Source organism: Achromobacter sp. FW305-C-28 (genome assembly GCF_058783235.1).
In genome coordinates this window covers 143,157-162,119 of sequence record NZ_JBYSYL010000003.1, presented here as the reverse complement: position 1 = coordinate 162,119, position 18,963 = coordinate 143,157, and the positions used below count along the sequence as shown (strand labels likewise).

Annotated in this window: 14 protein-coding genes; 2 read left to right on the top strand and 12 right to left on the bottom strand. The window is 65.9% G+C overall.

Features of this window, described 5'->3' with window-relative positions:
* Positions 1-50 precede the first annotated feature (50 nt).
* The 12 genes from AC3WMR_RS09520 to AC3WMR_RS09465 form a co-directional block, all read right to left on the bottom strand.
* Entirely contained in the window at positions 51-980 is a 930-nt protein-coding gene (locus AC3WMR_RS09520; RefSeq protein WP_492266870.1) for a DUF6708 domain-containing protein, read from the bottom strand.
* Positions 980-3,616: a T6SS effector BTH_I2691 family protein gene (locus AC3WMR_RS09515; protein ID WP_492266869.1), complete on the bottom strand. Its 2,637-nt coding sequence runs from the start codon at positions 3,614-3,616 to the stop codon at positions 980-982. Before AC3WMR_RS09515 ends, AC3WMR_RS09520 begins: the two co-directional genes overlap by 1 nt.
* Complete coding sequence (locus AC3WMR_RS09510; RefSeq protein WP_492266868.1) at positions 3,606-4,457, bottom strand: DUF4123 domain-containing protein; 852 nt, start codon at positions 4,455-4,457, stop codon at positions 3,606-3,608. Before AC3WMR_RS09510 ends, AC3WMR_RS09515 begins: the two co-directional genes overlap by 11 nt.
* Before the next feature lie 23 nt (positions 4,458-4,480).
* Positions 4,481-7,180, bottom strand: coding sequence for a type VI secretion system Vgr family protein (locus AC3WMR_RS09505; RefSeq protein ID WP_492266867.1), 2,700 nt, complete (start codon positions 7,178-7,180; stop codon positions 4,481-4,483).
* Positions 7,181-7,193: 13 nt separating this feature from the next.
* Entirely contained in the window at positions 7,194-9,878 is a 2,685-nt protein-coding gene (tssH, locus tag AC3WMR_RS09500) for a type VI secretion system ATPase TssH (RefSeq protein ID WP_492266866.1), read from the bottom strand.
* Between the two features lie 19 nt (positions 9,879-9,897).
* Positions 9,898-10,998: a type VI secretion system baseplate subunit TssG gene (tssG, locus tag AC3WMR_RS09495; protein ID WP_175196318.1), complete on the bottom strand. Its 1,101-nt coding sequence runs from the start codon at positions 10,996-10,998 to the stop codon at positions 9,898-9,900.
* Positions 10,962-12,800 carry a type VI secretion system baseplate subunit TssF gene (tssF, locus tag AC3WMR_RS09490; RefSeq protein WP_492266865.1) on the bottom strand — a complete coding sequence of 613 codons (1,839 nt, stop codon included), beginning with the start codon at positions 12,798-12,800 and terminating at the stop codon, positions 10,962-10,964. Before tssF ends, tssG begins: the two co-directional genes overlap by 37 nt.
* Positions 12,801-12,853: 53 nt before the next feature.
* Complete coding sequence (gene tssE / locus AC3WMR_RS09485) at positions 12,854-13,339, bottom strand: type VI secretion system baseplate subunit TssE (RefSeq protein WP_006395403.1); 486 nt, start codon at positions 13,337-13,339, stop codon at positions 12,854-12,856.
* Positions 13,340-13,410: 71 nt separating this feature from the next.
* Entirely contained in the window at positions 13,411-13,914 is a 504-nt protein-coding gene (locus AC3WMR_RS09480; RefSeq protein WP_006395404.1) for an Hcp family type VI secretion system effector, read from the bottom strand.
* Positions 13,915-13,954: 40 nt separating this feature from the next.
* Entirely contained in the window at positions 13,955-15,445 is a 1,491-nt protein-coding gene (tssC, locus tag AC3WMR_RS09475; protein WP_025141191.1) for a type VI secretion system contractile sheath large subunit, read from the bottom strand.
* On the bottom strand, positions 15,438-15,962 hold the full coding sequence (tssB, locus tag AC3WMR_RS09470; RefSeq protein ID WP_263915622.1) for a type VI secretion system contractile sheath small subunit: 525 nt from the start codon (positions 15,960-15,962) through the stop codon (positions 15,438-15,440). The genes tssC and tssB overlap by 8 nt, the downstream gene beginning before the upstream one ends.
* 68 nt (positions 15,963-16,030) lie before the next feature.
* Entirely contained in the window at positions 16,031-16,753 is a 723-nt protein-coding gene (locus AC3WMR_RS09465) for a hypothetical protein (RefSeq protein WP_492266864.1), read from the bottom strand.
* A 156-nt stretch (positions 16,754-16,909) separates the two neighbouring features.
* Between AC3WMR_RS09465 and tssJ the strand changes: the two genes are divergently transcribed.
* Positions 16,910-17,527 carry a type VI secretion system lipoprotein TssJ gene (gene tssJ, locus AC3WMR_RS09460; protein WP_175196297.1) on the top strand — a complete coding sequence of 206 codons (618 nt, stop codon included), beginning with the start codon at positions 16,910-16,912 and terminating at the stop codon, positions 17,525-17,527.
* Between the two features lie 68 nt (positions 17,528-17,595).
* A complete protein-coding gene (gene tssK / locus AC3WMR_RS09455) occupies positions 17,596-18,942 on the top strand; it encodes a type VI secretion system baseplate subunit TssK (protein WP_492266863.1) in 1,347 nt (448 codons plus the stop codon).
* Positions 18,943-18,963 lie beyond the last annotated feature (21 nt).

Below are 18,963 nucleotides of genomic sequence, written 5' to 3'. Positions count from 1 at the left end.
AGCCACTCATTTGGGTACTCATGCGAGGCGCCTTCTAGTGTGAACAGGCCCTAGCGCAGATCCTCGGGGTTCATCGAGGCATCGCGCACGTACGGATCGCCCGGTTCAGGCTGCAGCGTCGCCTCGATCTCGGGCGGAAACGCCGGTATCTTGCTGGTGTGCACCACCACCCAGCGCATGATCGCGTGCAGGTAGTTCAAGGGGGCCGCGAGCACGTACATCAGGCCAGGCGTCTGGGCATCGTTGGCGAAGATGCGTTCCTTGCTGAAGGCGAAACTCTCGCGCTTGCCGTCCACAGGCATGCAATACAGCACGGCGTCCAGCACCGCCTGCGGCCCTTCTTCCATGTAGCGGCGCAGGAATTCCCAGTGGGAATAGGCGTTTTCGACGCGGCTGGTGGCGATGCAGAACGAAAACGTCTCCTTCACGGTGACGCCGTCCGGGTCCAGGATCAGCCCGCGAATATCCCAATTGCGCATGCCGAACGCGGCCTTGCTGCGGCCCAGCGTGAAGTAGATCTTGTCCCAGGGCGCGGTCAGCACGGTGCCGTCCAGCCGAAACACATGCACCAGGCGGCGCTTTCGGTCCAGCGCGATGGGGTAGTAAGTCCAGCGGAACATCTCTTTGCAGGCGATCCAGGCCCCCAGGGCGCCCACCACCGCGAACATCGCCATGCCGAAGAAAACCGCTTCCCAGAGGCCGTTCTCGTTGGGCAGGTCGTCCACCACCAGGATCCAGGCCAACTTCAGAATGACGCCAAGGCCGAACGCCACACCGACTGCCCCGAGCAGGGCCACGAAGCCGCGCCACCCAAACCAGCGGTCCACCGACAGCAGGCTGTTGGAATTCATCTTCACCACGCAAAGCTGGGCCAGCAGCGGGACGTCCAGGCGCTTTTTCTGCAGCAGCCGGTGTTCGCGGTCGAATTCAGTCAGGGGACGGTTGTTGGGAAACCGGGACAGCAACCCCGTGAAGTCCATCACTCCCCTCCCAGTGCCACACGCAGACTGTTCACTTCTTGTTGTACTCCATAGTAATAATCGGCGCCGGCCTGCCCCTGCAGCTTGCCCCACAGGCACCGCTTGAGCCATTCATCGATCTTGTTGCCTTTGTATTTCTCGATCAACACCGCCACGACGATCAGCAGGACGGCGGCGATCAGCCCCACGACGGTCCACGACATGGCGAACGCGCCCACGACAATCAGGCTCAGCCCCCCCGAGGCCAGGTACAGGCCGCCCATCCAGCCGTTTTTCTCGATCGTGATCTGATCCACGCCGGATTTCACGTCGAAGGCGGCCATGAGAACCCCGGTCACGACGCCCGTCCGGCTCCCCCAGCGCATCAGCAGCGACGCGGTGGATTCGAGCCCCAGGCCCATCCCCAAGCGCATGCCGGCGGCCATCCGGCCCTTCAGCGCCACGCCCAATACCTCCGCCACCGACCCGCCGGCCGATGCGATGCCGATCACGAACTTCCAGCTTGCATCGGTGCGTTCGTGCGGCATGGCCGATTCCAGATCGCTCCAGAGCTTGTAGACGGCCACGGTCTGGAACAGGCAGCTGACGACGCCGACCCGCACATCCGTGTTGATCGTCGTGCGCCAGCGCGACAGTTCGCGGGCCTCGTATTCTTCCATCGTCATGGACGTCTGCGCCAGCAGGCGGGCCCGGTCGGCAGGTCGGCCGTCCCGGGGCACGCTGGCCGCCGCTTCCCTGTCCACCAGCATGAACCAGCGCTTCTTGTCGGTGCCTTCCAGCTGTTCGCCGCGCACTTCCAGCCGCCGCAATTCGTCGGCCACGGCGCGCTCCATCTGCCGCATGTTCACCTGGCCGCCATGCTGGCGCATGAGTTCGCGGATCAGCGCGGCGCGGAAGGTCTTCTTGCCGCCCTCGACTTCGACAATCACCACATCGTGGCGCGACAGCAAGCCCAGGTACATGGCCAGCTTGCGCGCAATCGAGCTGTCCACGCCCAATCGCAGCACCTGCACCACCGGGCCCATGATCTGTTCGAGCAGGCGCGCCGTCTTGTCCATCTGGCCTTCGCTCAGCACCTTCAGGCCGGTCTTGTAGGCCTCGTGCAGGTTACCCCAGGGAATGGCCTTCCAGTCCAGGGCGGCCTCGTGCGCCTCGACCACCTTCTTGACCACGAAATCCTGGTTGTGGAACATGGACCGCAAGAGCAGATTGCGCGTGTCTTCGGGATCGCCTTGCAGCCATTCGACATACTGCTTGAAGCAGACGCGCTTGTCCTGGGTGCCGTCGATGCACAAAGAAAAAATGGTCTGGAAAACCTCGCCGCTATCTGCGTTGTTGACGTCGTAGTTGCACTCGAACCCATTGAGCGTATCGCCGCAGGTGATCCAGGCCACGTGCGCCTTCGCCATCGGCACGATGGTGGCGGCGTCGAATTTGGTCAGGCGCTCGTCGAAATCCTTCTGCCATGCCCGACGCGCGTTCTCGTCGTAGTTGTCGAAGTACTTCTTCCAGGCATCCCAACGCACCGTCCGGCGCTCTTGTTCGGTCGGGTGGCGGTAGTTCTCGGCCTCGGCCATGCGCTCTTTCTGGCGGTCCGGGTTGATCATGTCCAGCACCAGCTGGCCTATTGCCATGCCGCCGGCGCTGCCGCCGCCCCCGGGGCCCGCCATGTTCGGGCTGGTGGTGCCATAGACCGAATAGTTGGACGCATCCTTGGCGCGGTCGCGCAGCAGATCGTTCTCGGCGGCCTGCATGATGATCTCGCTGACCGACTCGATGGACTTCGATACCGTCAGCGGCCGCAGGTCTTCCTTGTTCGATACGAAATCGTCAAAGCGCAGGCGCATCAGCCGCGCCAGGTCCTGCAGGATGCCGGTGCTGTCCGGCAGCGCCAGCATCAGCCCCTTACCGGGCAGGAACGCCTCGGCGGCGTTCTCGATCATCTCGCCCATCCAGCCCTTCACGTCGTAGTAGCCGACGGTGCTCCAGCCCAGCATCTGCTGCTTCTGATGCAGATCAAGCTCGCGCTTGCGATGCACCACATACTCGGCCGCCGTATCCTTCAGGGTCTTGATGCTCTTGGCATTGGCGTGCTGGCCGCTGGACAGCCAGGCCTGCACGTCGAACTTGAACATGTGGCGCTCGCGCATGTCCGCGCCACGCCGGCCCTTGTGGGCCTTGCACACGTCCTTGGTCCACTGCACGTCCGAAAACGTCAGCCACACGAACGTGGCCTTGCGCGCGTTGGGAATGGTCAAGAGCGAGGCCTTCGCCTCGTGATCCATCGTGCAGGTGAACGTGCGGTCGCAGTTCTCCACCGGCTTGTCGATGTCAAAGTTGTACAGCGTGCCGTTCTCGTTGACGTAGTAGCCCTTGAGTTCCGATCGCGCTTCGTCATACACGTACAGATAGCCGGGGCGCAGCAGGCGCACGCCGTAGCGCGCGCTGTCGCCCAAGGGCCGTTCGGCCAGTTGCGGCATGTTCATGTCGCCTGCCAGCGCCGGGGACGGGTCCTCTTTTTTCAACACCGCATAGCGCAGCGGCATGATGGGCAGGCCCACCCGGTGAAACGGGCAATCTTCCTCGCAATCGATCGATGAACGCTTCTTTGCGCAGTTCTTCACATCATCGGCCATCGGGCTCTCCAGTTCGTTCCAGCTCCGTGCGCACGCGGGCCCAGTCGTCATCCGACAGGTCCTGGATCGCGGCAAGGTAGGGATAGTCGTCATCCGGCTGCATCGCCGCCAGGCACTCGCGCACCCGTTCGTGGCGATGGAAGGCGGGGTGCACCAGAAGGCCATGCCGGGCAAAGGCCTTGCGCTCCTGTGCCGTCGCCAGGCCCAGTTCGCGGGCGGTGCGGAAATGGTCCATCACGGTCTTGCCCAGGGCGATTCGCCCATCGGGCGCCAGGCTGTCCAGGCCGGACAGCACTTCATTCAAGGGCTGCATCTGGGTCAACGCGAACGACTGCTCCGCCGTCAGCCGAAGGCGCGGCGCCGGGTCCACGTCGGGCCGATCCAGCGCGCGCCATTCGCCATCCAGGTGAAACCGAAAGCGCTGCACCGGGCCACACAGCCAGGCCAGTTGGCCGGGGTCCAACAGCCACGACAGCTGCACCAGTACCCGCGGATCGAAGAACCGGAAAAAACACGGCCCCTGCCCCGCGATGTCGACGATCATGCGCGAGCGGCAATGCGCCGCCACCGCATCGGCCGGCCGTTCGGCCTGCAGCAGCAGCGCCAGCCACAGGTCTTCGCCGTCATGCGCCGCCTGGTTCAGGCTGGCCAGCACCTGCGTCTTGCCGGGCGCATCCAGGGCGGACAGATCCAGCAGCCGGGGCATCAACCCGGGCATTTTCCGCAGCGCGGGCGGCACCAGCGCCTGGGCCTGGGCGGCCGCCGCCGGCGGCACGCCGCGCGTCTGCTCATCCTGGATCAGGCCGAACCCATAGGTGCAAAAAGACTGGTAATCGAGCATGCCGCCTTCCATGTCGAATCGGCCTAGCCCAACGGCACGACGGCGCCGCCCAGCTGGGCCGCGCCGCGCACGCGCGCTTCGCACAAGGGGCTGGCTTCGTTGAAAGCCAGGTTTGCCTGCGAGGTCTGCGGGCCCACCCAGCTGTGCGCGCCCGCCTTCAGTTCGACCTTGCCGGGTGCATGCAACTGGATGCCGCCGCCTTCCAGCCGCACGTAGGCGCCGCCGGCCGTGGCCAGCACGCGCTCCTTGGCCTGCACCAGCACGGCCGCGCTGGCCGAGGCAAAGGTCACGGCCTTCTCGGCCGTCAAGGTCATCTTGGCGCCCTGGCTGTGCAGGCGCAGCTTGCCGCCGGCCGCATGCAGCCGCAGGCCGCGGTCCTGCACGGCGCGGCTGCCGCTCGCTTCCTGGCCCAGGGTGAACAGCACCACGCCGGCCGCCACCCCCACCGCCAGATGGGCGCTGCTGACCCAGTTCACGTCCGGCGCCACCTGCGCCAGCGTGCCCCCGGCCACCACGAACGCGTTGCCCGGGGTGTATTGCCCGATGCCGCTGGGCGCGCTGACCTGGATGTGCGGCTCGCTGTAGGCCGCCACCTTGACCGCGCCGCCCTGCGCGGCCGCATCATCCTGGGTGGCCTCGACCACGTCGCGCACGTGCGTCAGGCCTTCATGCGCCGGCAACGCCTGCGGGTCGCCATCCAGAATGGCTTTCTGCTTGATGGCGATGTCGCCCAGTTCCTTGGCCGATTCCAGCGCCGCCTCGATCTGCTTGGCGGCCTCGGCGCTGTCCAGCAGCGCACCGTCGGCGTTCTCGCGCAAGTCCGCGCTGATCAGCAAGCCCTGCCCGCCGCGCAGCGCCACGGCTTCCTTGGTCGACAGCTCGGCGCCATGGCCCAGGTCTTCCAGGCGTTCGTTGTCGCGCTGCTGCTTGACGTGCCCCAGGTTCAGGCGGGAATCGGCCTGCGTGGTGGACGCGGTCAGGCGCGACTGGCCCGGCGTGTCGTCCTGCACCAGCTGGTTGTAGCCGCCCGTACCCGCGCCGCTGGTCGACAGCGCCTGGGTCTTGAAACCGGACATCACCGCATTGTGGGCATGGCCGTCGCTACCGCCCGCGAACCAGGCCGGCGCGTTGCCGGTGGCGTTGGCCCCGCCCGCCTGCACCTGGTTGTGCGAGGCATCTTCGGCGCCCTCGCCGTTGTACAGCGCGCCCACCACCACCGGGCGGTCGATGTCGCCGTGCAGAAATTCCACCAGCACCTCCTGGCCGACGCGCGGCACGAAATGGCCGCCCCAATCGCCGCCGGCCACCGGCTCGGCCACGCGCACCCAGGCGCCCAGTTCGTCCTTGGCCGGCGCGTTCTCGTCACCCGACGGATGCGCCAGCCGGCTGCTGGACGCCTTGCCGCGCTGCCAGTGAAACTGCACCTTGATGCGGTGATCGCGGTCGGTGTGCACGGGTTCTTCGGCCCCCACCACCAGCGCCGTCTGGGCGCCGAACACCGTGGGACGCGGATGCAGCCGCACGCCATGGCCGTCCTGGGTCGCGGGGCGAAATTCGGTATCGCTGCCGATGCAGGTAAAGGTGTTGCGGTAGAAATCGGCCTCTTCGTCGTCGCCGCCCCCCAAGGCCTCGCTCACCGCGCGGCCCAGATCCGCGTCGAAGTTATTGCGCGCCTGGTGCGTGATGGCGATCACCACGAACGAGGACGCGCCGCCCTGCTGGTAGTGGCCGGTCAGCTCGAAACGCTGCCCTGGCGCCAGCGTGCGCACGGTGCCGGCGCCTTCCACGCTTTGCTGGCGCACGCGCAGCGCGGCCAGCGCGTTGTGCGCCAGGCGTTCGCCCTGCGCGCTGTCTTCGTAGGCATATTGGCCCGGATAGTCATCGCTGGTCAGTTCCACCGCGTTGGCCAGCTTGCCGGCGTCGGCCTGTGCCGACACGGGCCGCGACTGGGCGCTGCGGTAGTCCCAGCTGGCCATGCGTACGGCATTGGTCTGCCAGCGCTGGCGCGGGCTCCAGCGCTGGATGCTGTCTTCGGTTTCGGTCACGTCGGCGCGGGCAAAGCGCACGCTGGCCTGCGGGCCGGGCTTGAAGGCGCCGTTGTGGTCGGCAATGACCAGGGTGTGGCCGTCGTCCGCATGCTCGACCCAATAGAACAGCCCTTCTTCGGCCAGCAGGCGTTCGACGAAGGCGTAGTCGGTTTCGCGGTACTGGATGGTCAGGCTGCGCTTGGCGTAGGTGGCGCGGTCCTGCACGTCCCAGCGCCACTGCGGCGCCAGCGTGCCCTGGCCCTTGTAGTCGCCGAAAATGCTTTCGACGATATCGATCACCGTCTTGTCCTGGTAGGCAAAGCTGTCGCGCCGCGCACGCAGGAAGGCCAGCCACGGCTCAACGGTCAGGCCGTAACGCGCCAGGCCGCCGTTGGCGCCCAGGAAACGCGCCCCCGTGGCATGGCCGTGCCACAGGCGCGGCTGCTCGCGGTCCAGCGCCGTCTGCAGGCGCAGCGTGACCGGCTGGCCCAGCAAGGCCTTCAACGGAATATGCGCGTCGTCCGACAGCGCGGTGATTTCCAGCCGGCAGGCGCCGCCGCTCAGCTGTTCGGTGGCCGACAAGGTTTCGGCCACCAGGCGGTTCTCGCCCAGCGGCGTGCGCAGGTCCAGCAGGCGGTTGGCCTGCGCGATACCGGCGGTCGACAGGCGGGAAAGTCCGGAAGCATCCTGGGGCATGATCGGCTCCGGCTCAGGTCAGGCGGTAACGGAAGTCGCCGTTCTTGCCGGCGGTCACCCGGATGCGCGCGATCGCTTCGCCCTGCGCCATGCGGCCCAGCACCTGTTCGGCGATCTGCGGCAATAGGGTGCCGTTCAAGATGTGGTCGACGTTGCGCGCACCGGTGTCCACTTCGGTGCAGCGCGCCAGCACGGCCTCGACCAGTGCCTCGTCCCAGTCGAACACCGCGCGGTGGTTGGCCTGCACGCGTTCGGCAATGCGGCCCAGCTTAAGCCCGATGATGCGCGCCAGCGCGTCGTCATCCACCGGGTAGTAGGCAATGGTCTTCATGCGGCCCAGGAATGCGGGCTTGAAGGCCTTGTACAGCTGCGGGGCCAGCAGTTCCTGCAAGGCCTCCGGGTCCGGGCGTTCGTCCGCGGCCTTGTTCAGGCAGGCCTGCATGATGGCCGACGAACCGACGTTGGACGTCAGGATGATGAGCGTATTGCGAAAATCGATCTCGCGCCCTTCGGCATCGTCCATCACGCCCTTGTCGAAGACCTGGAAGAAAAGCTCCAGCACGTCGGGATGCGCCTTTTCGATTTCGTCCAGCAGCACCACGCTGTACGGTTGGCGCCGCACGGCCTCGGTCAGCACGCCGCCTTCGCCGTAACCCACATAGCCAGGCGGCGACCCTTTCAGGCCCGACACGCTGTGGGCCTCCTGGTATTCGCTCATGTTGATGGTGACCAGCTTGCGCTCGCCGCCATACAGGATGTCGGCCACCGCCAACGCGGTCTCGGTCTTGCCCACGCCAGACGGGCCGACGAACAGGAACACGCCCTTGGGCTTGTTCGGGTCTTCCAGCCCGGCGCGCGCGGTGCGCACGCGTTGGGCAATGGCATGCAGCGCATGGTCCTGGCCGATCACGCGTTCGGCCAGCAGCGGCTGCAATTCCAGCACCGTACGGATTTCGTCATTGACCATGCGGCCCAGCGGAATGCCCGTCCAGGCCGAGACGATCTCGGCAATCACCTGCGCATCCACATAGGCCGGCACCAACGGCGCTTCGCCCTGCAAGGCGCGCAACTGCTGCTGCAATTCGGCCAGTTGCGCCTGGGCGGGCGTGGGTTCCGCGGCCTTGCTGCCGCGGCGCTTGCCAGCGGTCTCGGGCTCGGGTTCCTGGCCCGCGGCCTCCAGTTCTTCACGCAATGCATGAATCTGGCGCACCAGCTCGCTTTCCTGGGCCAGGCGCGCCTCGGCGGCCGTCAGTGCCTGGCGCGTGGCGTCCATTTCCTCATCCAATTCGCGCAGGCGGGTCGATTGCGCGGCGCCGGCGGCGGCCTCGCGGCGCAGCGCGGCACGCTCGGTCTCCTGGCGGGCCAGGCGGTGTCGCGCGTCGTCGATCAGGGCCGGCGTGGCGCTGCGGCCCAGCGCCACCCGGGCGCAGGCCGTGTCCAGCACGCCCACCGCCTTGTCGGGCAGCTGCCGTCCGCTGATATACCGGTGCGATAGCCGGGCCGCGGCCACGATGGCCTCGTCCAGGATGCGCACGCCGAAATGCTGCTCCATCAACGGCGCCATGCCGCGCAGCATGCTGGCGGCCAGGGTTTCGCTGGGCTCTTCCACTTTCACGACCTGAAAGCGCCGCGCCAGGGCCGCGTCTTTCTCGAAGTACTTCTTGTATTCGCTCCAGGTGGTCGCCGCGATGGTGCGCAGTTCGCCGCGCGCCAGCGCCGGCTTGAGCAGGTTGGCCGCGTCGTTCTGCCCCGCCTGCCCGCCCGCGCCGATCATGGTGTGGGCTTCGTCGATGAACAGGATGATGGGCGTGGGGCTTTGCTTGACCTCGTCGATCACGCTTTTCAACCGGTTCTCGAACTCGCCCTTGACGCTGGCGCCGGCCTGAAGCAAGCCCATGTCCAGCGTGCGTAAGGCCACGCCGGCCAAAGCCGGCGGCACATCGCCAGCCACGATGCGCAGCGCCAGGCCTTCGACCACCGCGGTCTTGCCCACGCCGGCCTCGCCGGTCAGGATGGGGTTGTTCTGGCGCCGCCGCGTCAGGATATCGATCATCTGGCGAATTTCGGCATCGCGGCCGATCACCGGATCGATCTTGCCTTCGCGGGCGCGCTCGGTCAGGTTGGTGGTGTACTGGTCCAGCGCGGGCGTCTTGGACAGGCCAGCCGCGGGCGCGGCGTCGTCACCTTGCGCGGCGCCGTCGCCCAGCGCCACCGACTGGCCGGCCTCTTCCGAACCCGCCGTCAACGCGGCGAAATCGTGCTTCAGTTCTTCCAGCCGGAACGATTCGAACAGGCGCGACCCGCGCCGCGCCAGCGCGGCCAGATCCGGCTCGGTCAACAGCGCCAGCAATAGATGACCCGAGCGGATGCGGGTGGTCTGCGTATCCAGCGACGCGATCAGCCAGGCGTGTTCGAACAGGCGCGGCAAGTGTGGCGAAAACACCGGCGTACGGGTGTTGCCGTTCTTGAAGCCGCGGATTTCGGCGTTCAGGTCGGCTTCCAGCACGGCCGCCTCGATGCCGCTGCGGCGCGCCACCAGGCTGAAGTCGCTGGCCGGCTTTTCCAAGAGCGCCAGGAACAGGTGTTCCAGGTCTACCTCGTAGTGGCCTTGCGCCATGCACAGGCTGGCGGCGCGCTCGGCAGCCTGGCGGCAGGTCTGGTTCAGTTTCCCGATCAGGGTTTTCAGGGGAGTGGCCATGTTCTGGGTTGTCTTGTTCTTAGTGGATGGTGTGCAGTTCGTAGCTGGCGTCGTCGCGGTCCGACGCCGACGGTTCGGTGCAAAGAAAGGAATTCCAGCCCAGGCGCGCGCCGCCGCTGTCGGCGTCGCCGCCCAGCGCGCTGCCGGCGACGTCCTCTTTGGCCATCACCAGGCGCACTTCGTATTCGAAGCTCAGGCCGCCGAACATCGTCAGCAGCTTTTCCAGCGCCTGCGCGCGGGCGCCGCCGGGCAGGAAATCGGCGAACGCCGACTTGGACAACGGGCCGATCCACAGCCGGATGCGCAGGTCGCGCTGCCAGATGCGATCGCCCGCCATGGCCGACACGCCCAGCACGGCGCCGGGCCGGCCCAGCTGGGTACGGTTTTCGGGCGGCACGTGATACCAGCGGCCCACGAACTGCTCGACCCGCAGGGCCACCTGGAAGTAATCGGCCAGCACCCGTTGCAAATAGGCGGCCGACACCGGTCGCTGCCGCGCCGCCGCCGCATAGTGCGCCAACGACTCGTCGAACACGCGGCCCTCGCCCGCATGCAGGCGGTCGCGCAGCGCCGGGTGGCCCACGCCGCCCAGCGCCAGCAGCAGCGGCAGGTAGTGGTGGTCCTGTTCGGTCTCGTGCCGCAGCGGCATACGGTACTTCTTCCAGGCGGCGTAGAACAGCGCCGCCGCCCGGTTCGAGAAAATGTCGAAGAAAGCGCGCGCGCCGCGGTCGCGGGTGGCGCTTTCGCGGTGGCTCAGAATCTCGGAATAATGCAGCGGCAAGGCGCCCTGCCCGCCCAGCAAGCCGAAGAACGCCGGCTCGATCTCGACCCGGCCCAGCGTGCCCGCGGCCAGTGCCGCCAGGCGCGCATCGGCGTCGTGCAAAGCCTGGCCGTTCTTGTCAAAGGCGGTCAGTCCCGCGATCTCGCTGGCGGGAAAGCCCAGCGACGACGAATTCACGAAGCGCAGGTGCGTCGGCACGGCATTCTTGGCCCGCGTGCCTTCCTGGCGCGCAAACCAAAGCTCCAGCACCCGCACGGCTTGGAAGAACTTGAAGCGCTGCGGCTCGGCCAGCAGCGATTCGATTACGCTAGGATCGCGTCGCCGTTGCATGGAGGACACCGTAGGATTTCTTCCGCGCCGCGGCGCGACAGCACCACCAACTGCACGAAGCTGTTGGCGTGCACATAAAGGCCAAAGAAGCGGTTGATCACTGCCACGAAGGCATGCAGGCTGGTGCCCACGAAATTATCCTCGTTGATCGTCAGGCGGATCTCGATGCCCCGCACGAAGGTCGCGAACGGCTCGCCCGGCATCCAGTGGGTGGCGGGCTTGTAGTCCAGCCCCACCAGCCCTTCGATCTGGCGCGCCGCCACCGCCGCGTGCGACAGGTCATACAGGCGCAGCGTTTCCTTCAGCGCCGGCAAGCCGCTGTGCACCAGCGACAGATGATTCAACGCCAGGTGCGAGATCAACCGCCAGTGCGCCGCGCGGCCTTGCTGGAAGCGGTGCGTGTGGGTGGGGCGGCGCAACATGCGGATCTCGCGCGCCACCGAGCCGCCTTCCAGGAACAGGTCACCGCCCGGCTGGCCCACCGCCAGGTGCGACGGCAGGTCGCGGTTGGTGCAGGTCAGTTCCAGGCTCAGCGTCTCGGTCTGCGGCAGCGCCGGATTGAAGTCGATGTCCACGATGGACATCTCCATCTCGTAGCCCGGGCTGCGTTCGGCTACCATCGGGTCGCGCCGGGCCGTCCAGTAATGGCTGGCGCCTTCAGGCGTTTCGCCGTGGTGCAGCGAATAGAACGGCCGGAAATCCACCACCGAATCGCCCTGCGCGTTCTGCCGCACCAGGCGCACGCGGTCGATGGAATAGACCTCGTAGCCGTAGGCCCGGCGGGCGTCGGCCACCACCGGATACGAGGCGGCGGCATGCGTCACGCGAATCGGGTCGGCGCGCTGGTCGAACAGATTGATCACCGGCGTGCAGCCCAGCCGAAAGTTGTCGGCCGACGCCGATTCCAGCAGCCGCGCGGTATTCGAATCGGCGCGCAGCCCCTTGACCGGCAGGTGCAGCGTGAATTCGCGCACCGGCCCCACCGCGCGCCGCAGCGCCGCCAGGTCGATGTCGACGAAATTGAATTTCTCGGAAAAGACGAAATACTCGGCCAGCAGCCGGTAAGCGGGATGCGAGCTGGCCGGAAAATCGATCAGCGCATCTTCCTCGGCCAGGCCCACCTGCGCCAGCGGCACCTCGGGCAGGCGGTTCCAGCGGCCGGGCTGCGTCTCGATATAGGCCGCCGCAGTGCGCAGGAACAGGCAATCGCGCAGCGCCGCCACGAACGACGGCTCGCCATGCAGATACACACGCAGCCGGTCGGTGGCCAGCGTGGCAAAGCTCTGTGTTTCGGCCAGGCAGGCCAGCGTCAGCGACAGGCGGCCGGTCACGCCCGGCGGCAGCTGCGTGGACGACGGCGCGTTGGCGGTGGACGCAAACGCGGCGCGGCGTATCGCCACCGGCGCCAGCGTCACGTCATAGGCCGTGCGGAAACGGCAAGCCACGCCGCGCACGGCGTGGGATTTCAATTCGGTGCCGCGTGCCAGGCGCACCGGCGCGGTCAGTTGGGCCGCCACCCCGCCCATGTCGAACTGGGCGATAGAACACGACGGAAACGGCCGCAGGTAGTGCGGGTACATCACCTCGAACAACGCTTCCGTGAATTCCGGATAGTCGTCGTCCAGCTTCTTGTTGATGCGCGCCCCCAGCAGCGCGAAGGACTCGATCATCCGTTCGACGTGCGGATCCTCGCAGGTTTCCCCCGACAGGCCCAGGCGCGCCGCGATCTTCGGATAGCGCTGGGCGAAATCGCGCGACGAGCCGCGCAGGAACCCCAGCTCGCGTTCGTAATACGGCAGCAGTTCTTCCATCTTTCCCTTCCTCGCCGACGGTTGGCCGCCGGCGCCCGCGTGCGTTTATGTTGTCAGGCGGCCGCCGCGGCCTTGGCCCAGCCCTTGCTGACCGAATACTGCAGCGTCGATGGCTGCAAGGTCGCGTCGAACGTCACCGGCTCGTGGGCCGGGCCCACGTCCAGCATCGCGGTAATCGCGAAATACAGCACCGATGTCGCGCGGCTGTCGACCTGCAGCACCACCCGCACGTGCGTCAACCGAGGCTCATGCCGGGCAATCGCCTGCTCCAGCGACCGGCAGATGAATTCCCGGTCGTAGTGACTGGCCAGGCTCAACCCCGAAAAGTCCGACAGCCCATAGGTCAGGATGGACCGCTGGCAATTCGGATAGCGCTTGAGCGACGCCTCGGTAAAGACCATGCGGGTATTGAGCAGGGCCTCGATGTCGCGCGCGACGGTTTCCTTGATTTCCTCGACGGACAGGCGCCGCAGCGCATGCGGCGCCGGGCCATCCCCGTCGAACAACTTGTCGAACAGACTGGGTTCGAATCCCTTCATCACGGACCTCATTTACGGAAAACCGCGGCCCGGGGACGAGCCGCGGCCTTCGCCTTGCCGCGCGGTCGGGTTCAGACCGAGTAGGTCTTGTCGTTCTTGGTCAGGCTCCAGGCGCCCTGGGCGTTGCCGCCCTGGTTGCCGCCGACCTTCTGCTGCGTGTACTTCCACTGCACGGCGGCGTACTTCAGCGAGAACGATTCGTGCGGCAGGCCTTCGCTGACCACTTCCGGCGCCACGCGCGAGATGATCACGTACTTGAGCTTGATTTCCAGGTACTTGACGCGGTTGCCCTCGCCGTCGGCCCGCAGGAAATCGATGGTCACTTCGTCAAAAGTGGTGCCGCCCGAGGCGTGCTGATACAGCAGCGGGCTGACCACGTCCAGGTCTTTGGTGAAGACCATTTCACCGTGCTCGGTGCGCTCGGCGGTATGGCCGCCCGAGGTCGAAGCGGTGGCCGAGCGCGGCTGAATGATCTCGTGGCGCCAGGAACCGACTTCGATCCAGTCCGGGTGGTCCTTGTCCTGGGACTCGCCCTTGAGCGCAGGATTGCCGAATTTGACGTAGATGTCCTTCATTAAAGTTCTCTCCAGTTAAAAACCGCGTAGCAGACGAGCATCAGGATTTCTGGGCTTGGGCGGGAAGTTCCGCCACCAGACGCAGGGAAATCGACAGTTCGTCGAGTTGGAAATGAGGCCGCAAGAACGCTACGGCCCGGAACACGCCAGGACGGCCCGGCACTTCGGCCACTTGCACCGAGGCTTCACGCAAGGGGAACTGCGCTTTCTGCTCCTGGCTCGCGTTGTCGTCCAGCAGCACGTACTGCGAGACCCAGCGATTCAGGAAGCTCTCGACCGATTGCGCGGACGCAAAACTGCCGATCTTGTCCCGCATCATGGCCTTCAGGTAATGGGCCACCCGCGACACGGAGAAGATGTATTGCAACTGCGCCGACAGCACCGCGTTGGCGTTGGCGCTGTCGGTGTTGTATTTCTTGGCCTTCTGCACCGACTGCGCACCGAAGAACGCGGCGTAGTCGGAATTCTTGCAGTGCACCAGCGGGATCAGGCCCAGATCGCTCAGTTCCTTTTCGCGCCGGTCGGTGATGGCGATCTCGGTCGGGCACTTCAGCGCGATTTCGCCGTCGTCCGTCTTGAAGGTGTGGGTCGGCAGGTTCTCGACCAGGCCGCCGCCTTCCACGCCGCGGATCGCCGCGCACCAGCCGAAGTCGGCGAATGCCGCGGTCAGGCGCGCGCCAAACGCCCAGGCGGCGTTGCACCACAGATACTTGGAATGGTCGGTGCCATCCACGTCTTCGACGAAGTTGAAGCCTTCGACCGAGGTGCCCTCTTTCGGGTCGTACGGCAGGCGGCCCAAGAAGCGCGGCATGGTCAGGCCGACATAGCGCGAGTCTTCGGAATCGCGGAAGCTGCGCCACTTGGTGTATTCCACCGTGTCGAACACCTTGGCCAGGTCGCGCGGGCGGCCCAGGTCGGCAAACGTATCCAGCCCCAGCAATTCGGGCGAGGCCGACGCGATGAACGGCGCGTGCGAGGCCGCGGCCACGTGCGACATCTGCTCGATGAAGTACATGTCCTCGGGCTGGCGGGTGATCTCGAAATTGCCCAGCAGCGCGCCGAAAGGCGAACCGCCGAACGTGCCGAATTCTTCTTCGTAGACCTTCTTGAACATCAGGCTCTGGTCGAAGTCGATGGCGGTCTGGAAGTCGCGCACCAGGTCGCGCTTGGTGACGTTGAGCACCTTGATCTTGAGCATCGGCCCGGTGTTGCTTTCCTGGCACAGGTAATGCAGGCCGCGCCAGGTGCTTTCGAGCTTCTGGAATTCGGCGCCGTGCATCACTTCGCTGAGCTGGGCCGAGATCAGGCGGTCCAGTTCGGCGACGCGCGCATCGAGCATGGCGGACAGGTTGTCGGACACCACCACGGTGCCCTTCATGACTTCGCGGGCCAGTTCGCCGATCAGGTCCTTGGCGCGGTCGTGTTCGGCGGTGGACTTGGCGACGCGGCTCTGTTCGACGATCTGGTCGAGCAGGCCCGCGTCGGCGGCGGCCGGGGCGGACGCGCTATGCGCGGCGGCGGAATTACTCATTGCTGCCTCCCTTGCCGTCCTTGCCGGCTTCGCTGGTCAGTTGCTGCAGTTTTTCCGTGCTGCTGAGCACTTCGCCCAGCAGGTCTTCCAGCTTGTCGTTGCCGGCCAGCTTGTTGCGCAGGTCGGCCAGCTTGGTGCGAATGTCCAGCAGTTCCTTCAGGGGCTCGATCTGCTGCACCACCGCTTCGGGGCGGAAGTCCTCGACCGAGCGGAATTTCAGGTCCACGCCGAACGTGCCGCCCTCGTCGGTCAGGCGGTTCTTCACGCGGTAGGCGGCGCGCGGTTCCAGCCCGCGCATCACGTCGTCGAAGTTGTCGACGTCGATATTGACGAACTTGCGGTCTTTCAGGCGCGGCAGTTCGGCTTCCGACTGCGCGCTGAAGTCGCCCACCACGCCCACGACGAAGGGCAGTTCTTTCTGCTCGATCGCGTCGCCCTTCTCGACGTCATAGGTCAGTTGGACGCGCGGCGGGCGTACTTTCTGGAGTCTTTTCTGAACGCTTTCTTTCTTAGCCATGGGGGCTCCAAGCGGGATGCGAAGTGACGAAGGCAAGCGGACCCGGCCTGCCGGGGCCGGCGGGCCGATCAGGGTTTGAGAAGATTGCCGAACGGGTCGGGCGCTCGCCCCCCGGTGGGTTGGGCCGGCGGGGCGGATTGACCGCTGCCGGGGGATTGGACTGCGGGTTGGCGAGCGGGTGGGACCGCGGGCTGGCCGGCGCTGCCGGCCTGGGTCGGGCTCGTGGCCTGGCCCGGCTGGGTGGCAGGCGCCGCGCTGGCGGCGGGCGCGACCGGCGGCGCGTCCTGACGCTTGGGCGGCGGGCGCGTGCCGGTGCGCGGCGGCTTGCGGCCTTCGGGGAACAGCACGTCCTGTCCCAGCGTTTCGCGCATGGCGGCGGCCAGGGCCACCGCGTCGGTGCGGGCGTTGCCGGCCAACAGCGCGTCGGCGCGCAGGTCGGCCAGCGACTGCATGGCGACCCGCAGGCCACCGACGGCGCGCACCGTCTTGGCGGTGAAGTCATCCGAATCCCGGTTCAGGGCCTCGTCGGCGGCGACGATCGCTTCCCCGTACTTCTGTTCATCAAAGCGGATCTTGGCGATATACGACCAGGGCTCGCCGCGCGACGGATTGCGCTGTGCGATTTCCTGGAATTGGACGACCGCCTGATCGCTGCCTTTCGAGGCAAGCGTTTCGGTGGCCTGGGTAATCGACTGCTTATATTCGGCGTCCGTCTGGGGCTTGTTGGTAGCCGCACAACCCGCCATCAATGCCGCCATACCGCCAATGAGGAAATACCGGGAAAGTTGCATTTTTTGGGCACGTGTCTGATGTAACCAAGGGCCGCGTATTTCAACAACTTTTTGTTAGTACACCACTACAGGGAATTACGTCATGTAACTTGCCACGAAATGTAGTTCAACGTGCCGTCATCTGTAGTTTGTCTCCATGATCCGGTATAAAGAGCCATGTCAAAACATCTCAATTTATCGCGATGCTTGGCGGCCACGATCGCCATCGCGGCAGTCCCCGTCATTACTGGTTGCGCAGCGGTTTCGGCGCTTGGCGCCGTGGCCGGAATAACCGGCACGGCCATGGATGCGGCAGGCCTGAAAAAGGACCCGAATGCGCCGACGGATGTGAAATTGGCGATACACGCCGGAGAAAATTTGAATGCCAGTAGTGGTCAACCTACGGCTGTCGTTACGAAAGCATACTATTTGAAGAATGCCGAGGCATTTCTGCGCGCACCGCTCACGCAATTGGTTGATACTGAGCAGGAAAAGGCGGCGTTGGGTGACAGTCTCATTGCGTCGCGCGAGATTACCTTGACGCCCGGCCAGCGCTTCGAAAACGTCGAAAAAGTGCCCAAGGGCGCCAGTTATATCGCCGTCGCCGCCTTGTTTTACGCACCAGCGCCGCAACGCTGGAAATACGTATTTGAAGTCAAAGCGGCCGCGGACAGCGGCATTGTCCTGGGTGCGCATGCGTGCGCCCTGACGGTGGCCACGGGCAAGATCGTGCAGCCACCGGGCATGGCGCCATTCGATCCATCAAGGCTCGGATCGGTGCGCTGCCCTGACTGAATCCGGCCGCAACCCACGTCGTTAACAGACGCCCTCTGTATATAGAACATAGACAAGAGCCAGCCAACGTGAGTTATTCAGCAAAAGTATTGTGGGGTGAAGGGCTGTTCCTGCGGCCCCAGCATTTTCAGCGCCAGGACGCCTACCATGAGGCCCGCCTGGCGGAAATGAGCCGGGCCCTGCACCCGTATTCGTGGGGGCTGCGCACGGTGCGCTTCGATGCCGCGGCATTGGCCAACGGCATGCTGCGCGCCACCGAGTTGTCGGCCATCTTTCCCGACGGCGAAATCTACAACGCGCCCCACAACGACGACCTGCCGCCCGCCGTGGCGCTGGACGGCCTGGATGGCGCCAGCGAAGCGGTGTTCTACCTGGCGCTGCACCCCATGAAGGACATCGGCGGCAACTACCGCGATGCGCAGCAGGCGCAGGGCTTTGACGCCCGCTACGCGCACCACGACAGCCCCGCTCCCGACCTGTACACCAACGCCAGCACCGCCGAACTGGCGTTCCTGCGCAAGAACGTGCGGCTGTTGTCCGAACACGAACCGCGCGACGCGCTCCTGACCATTCCCGTGGCGCGCGTGCGCCGCAACGCCAGCGCGGGCTACGAGCTGGACACCAGCTTCATCGCCCCCAGCCTGACGGTGCAGGCCTGCGGCGCGCTGTTCGAACAACTGCGCCGCCTGCTCGATGCGCTGCAGGCCAAGGTCAATGCGCTGTACGGCTTTCACCGCGAACCCAACAAGAACATCATCGAGTTCCGCTCGGGCGACGTGGCCTCGTTCTGGCTGCTGCATACCGCCAACGAGGCCTATTCGGCGCTGTCGCACCTGTTCCACAACCCGCAGTTGCACCCCGAACGCCTGTTCCAGGAAATGCTGCGCCTGGCCGGCGCGCTGATGACGTTTTCCAAGGTGCACACGCTGGCCGACCTGCCCGCGTACCGCCACGACCAGCCGGGCGCGGCCTTCGCGCAGCTGGACGCCATCCTGCGCGACTTGCTGGACACCGTGATATCGACCCGCTACTTCTCTATCGTGCTGGAAGAAGTGCGGCCGTCCTTCCACGTGGGCCGGCTGGATTCCGACAAGCTGGACGAGACCACCGCGCTGTACCTGTCGGTGTCGGCCGCCACGCCCGCCAGCGAACTGGCCGAAACCGTGCCGCTGCGCTTCAAGGTCGGTGCGCCCGACGACGTCGAAAAGCTGGTGCTGTCGGCCATGCCGGGCGTGCAGCTGGCCTACACGCCGCAGGTGCCGCCGGCGGTGCCGGTCAAACCGGGCGCCTGCTATTTCACGTTGCAGACGCGCGGCTCGCTCTACGACCGCATGCTGCAGGCCCGCAGCATTGCCATCTACGCCCCGTCCGGCATCCCCGAACTGAAACTGGACCTGATCGCTGTCACTCGCTGACCGACGCCAACCCGACGCCAA

What these genes read in the sequence shown, in the direction of transcription:
- AC3WMR_RS09520 (WP_492266870.1), bottom strand. Translation starts at nt 980, where the DNA reads ATGGACTTCACGGGGTTGCTGTCCCGGTTTCCCAACAACCGTCCCCTG.
- AC3WMR_RS09515 (WP_492266869.1), bottom strand. Translation starts at nt 3,616, where the DNA reads ATGGCCGATGATGTGAAGAACTGCGCAAAGAAGCGTTCATCGATCGAT.
- AC3WMR_RS09510 (WP_492266868.1), bottom strand. Translation starts at nt 4,457, where the DNA reads ATGCTCGATTACCAGTCTTTTTGCACCTATGGGTTCGGCCTGATCCAG.
- AC3WMR_RS09505 (WP_492266867.1), bottom strand. Translation starts at nt 7,180, where the DNA reads ATGCCCCAGGATGCTTCCGGACTTTCCCGCCTGTCGACCGCCGGTATC.
- tssH (WP_492266866.1), bottom strand. Translation starts at nt 9,878, where the DNA reads ATGGCCACTCCCCTGAAAACCCTGATCGGGAAACTGAACCAGACCTGC.
- tssF (WP_492266865.1), bottom strand. Translation starts at nt 12,800, where the DNA reads ATGGAAGAACTGCTGCCGTATTACGAACGCGAGCTGGGGTTCCTGCGC.
- tssE (WP_006395403.1), bottom strand. Translation starts at nt 13,339, where the DNA reads ATGAAGGGATTCGAACCCAGTCTGTTCGACAAGTTGTTCGACGGGGAT.
- AC3WMR_RS09480 (WP_006395404.1), bottom strand. Translation starts at nt 13,914, where the DNA reads ATGAAGGACATCTACGTCAAATTCGGCAATCCTGCGCTCAAGGGCGAG.
- tssC (WP_025141191.1), bottom strand. Translation starts at nt 15,445, where the DNA reads ATGAGTAATTCCGCCGCCGCGCATAGCGCGTCCGCCCCGGCCGCCGCC.
- tssB (WP_263915622.1), bottom strand. Translation starts at nt 15,962, where the DNA reads ATGGCTAAGAAAGAAAGCGTTCAGAAAAGACTCCAGAAAGTACGCCCG.
- AC3WMR_RS09465 (WP_492266864.1), bottom strand. Translation starts at nt 16,753, where the DNA reads ATGCAACTTTCCCGGTATTTCCTCATTGGCGGTATGGCGGCATTGATG.
- tssJ (WP_175196297.1), top strand. Translation starts at nt 16,910, where the DNA reads ATGTCAAAACATCTCAATTTATCGCGATGCTTGGCGGCCACGATCGCC.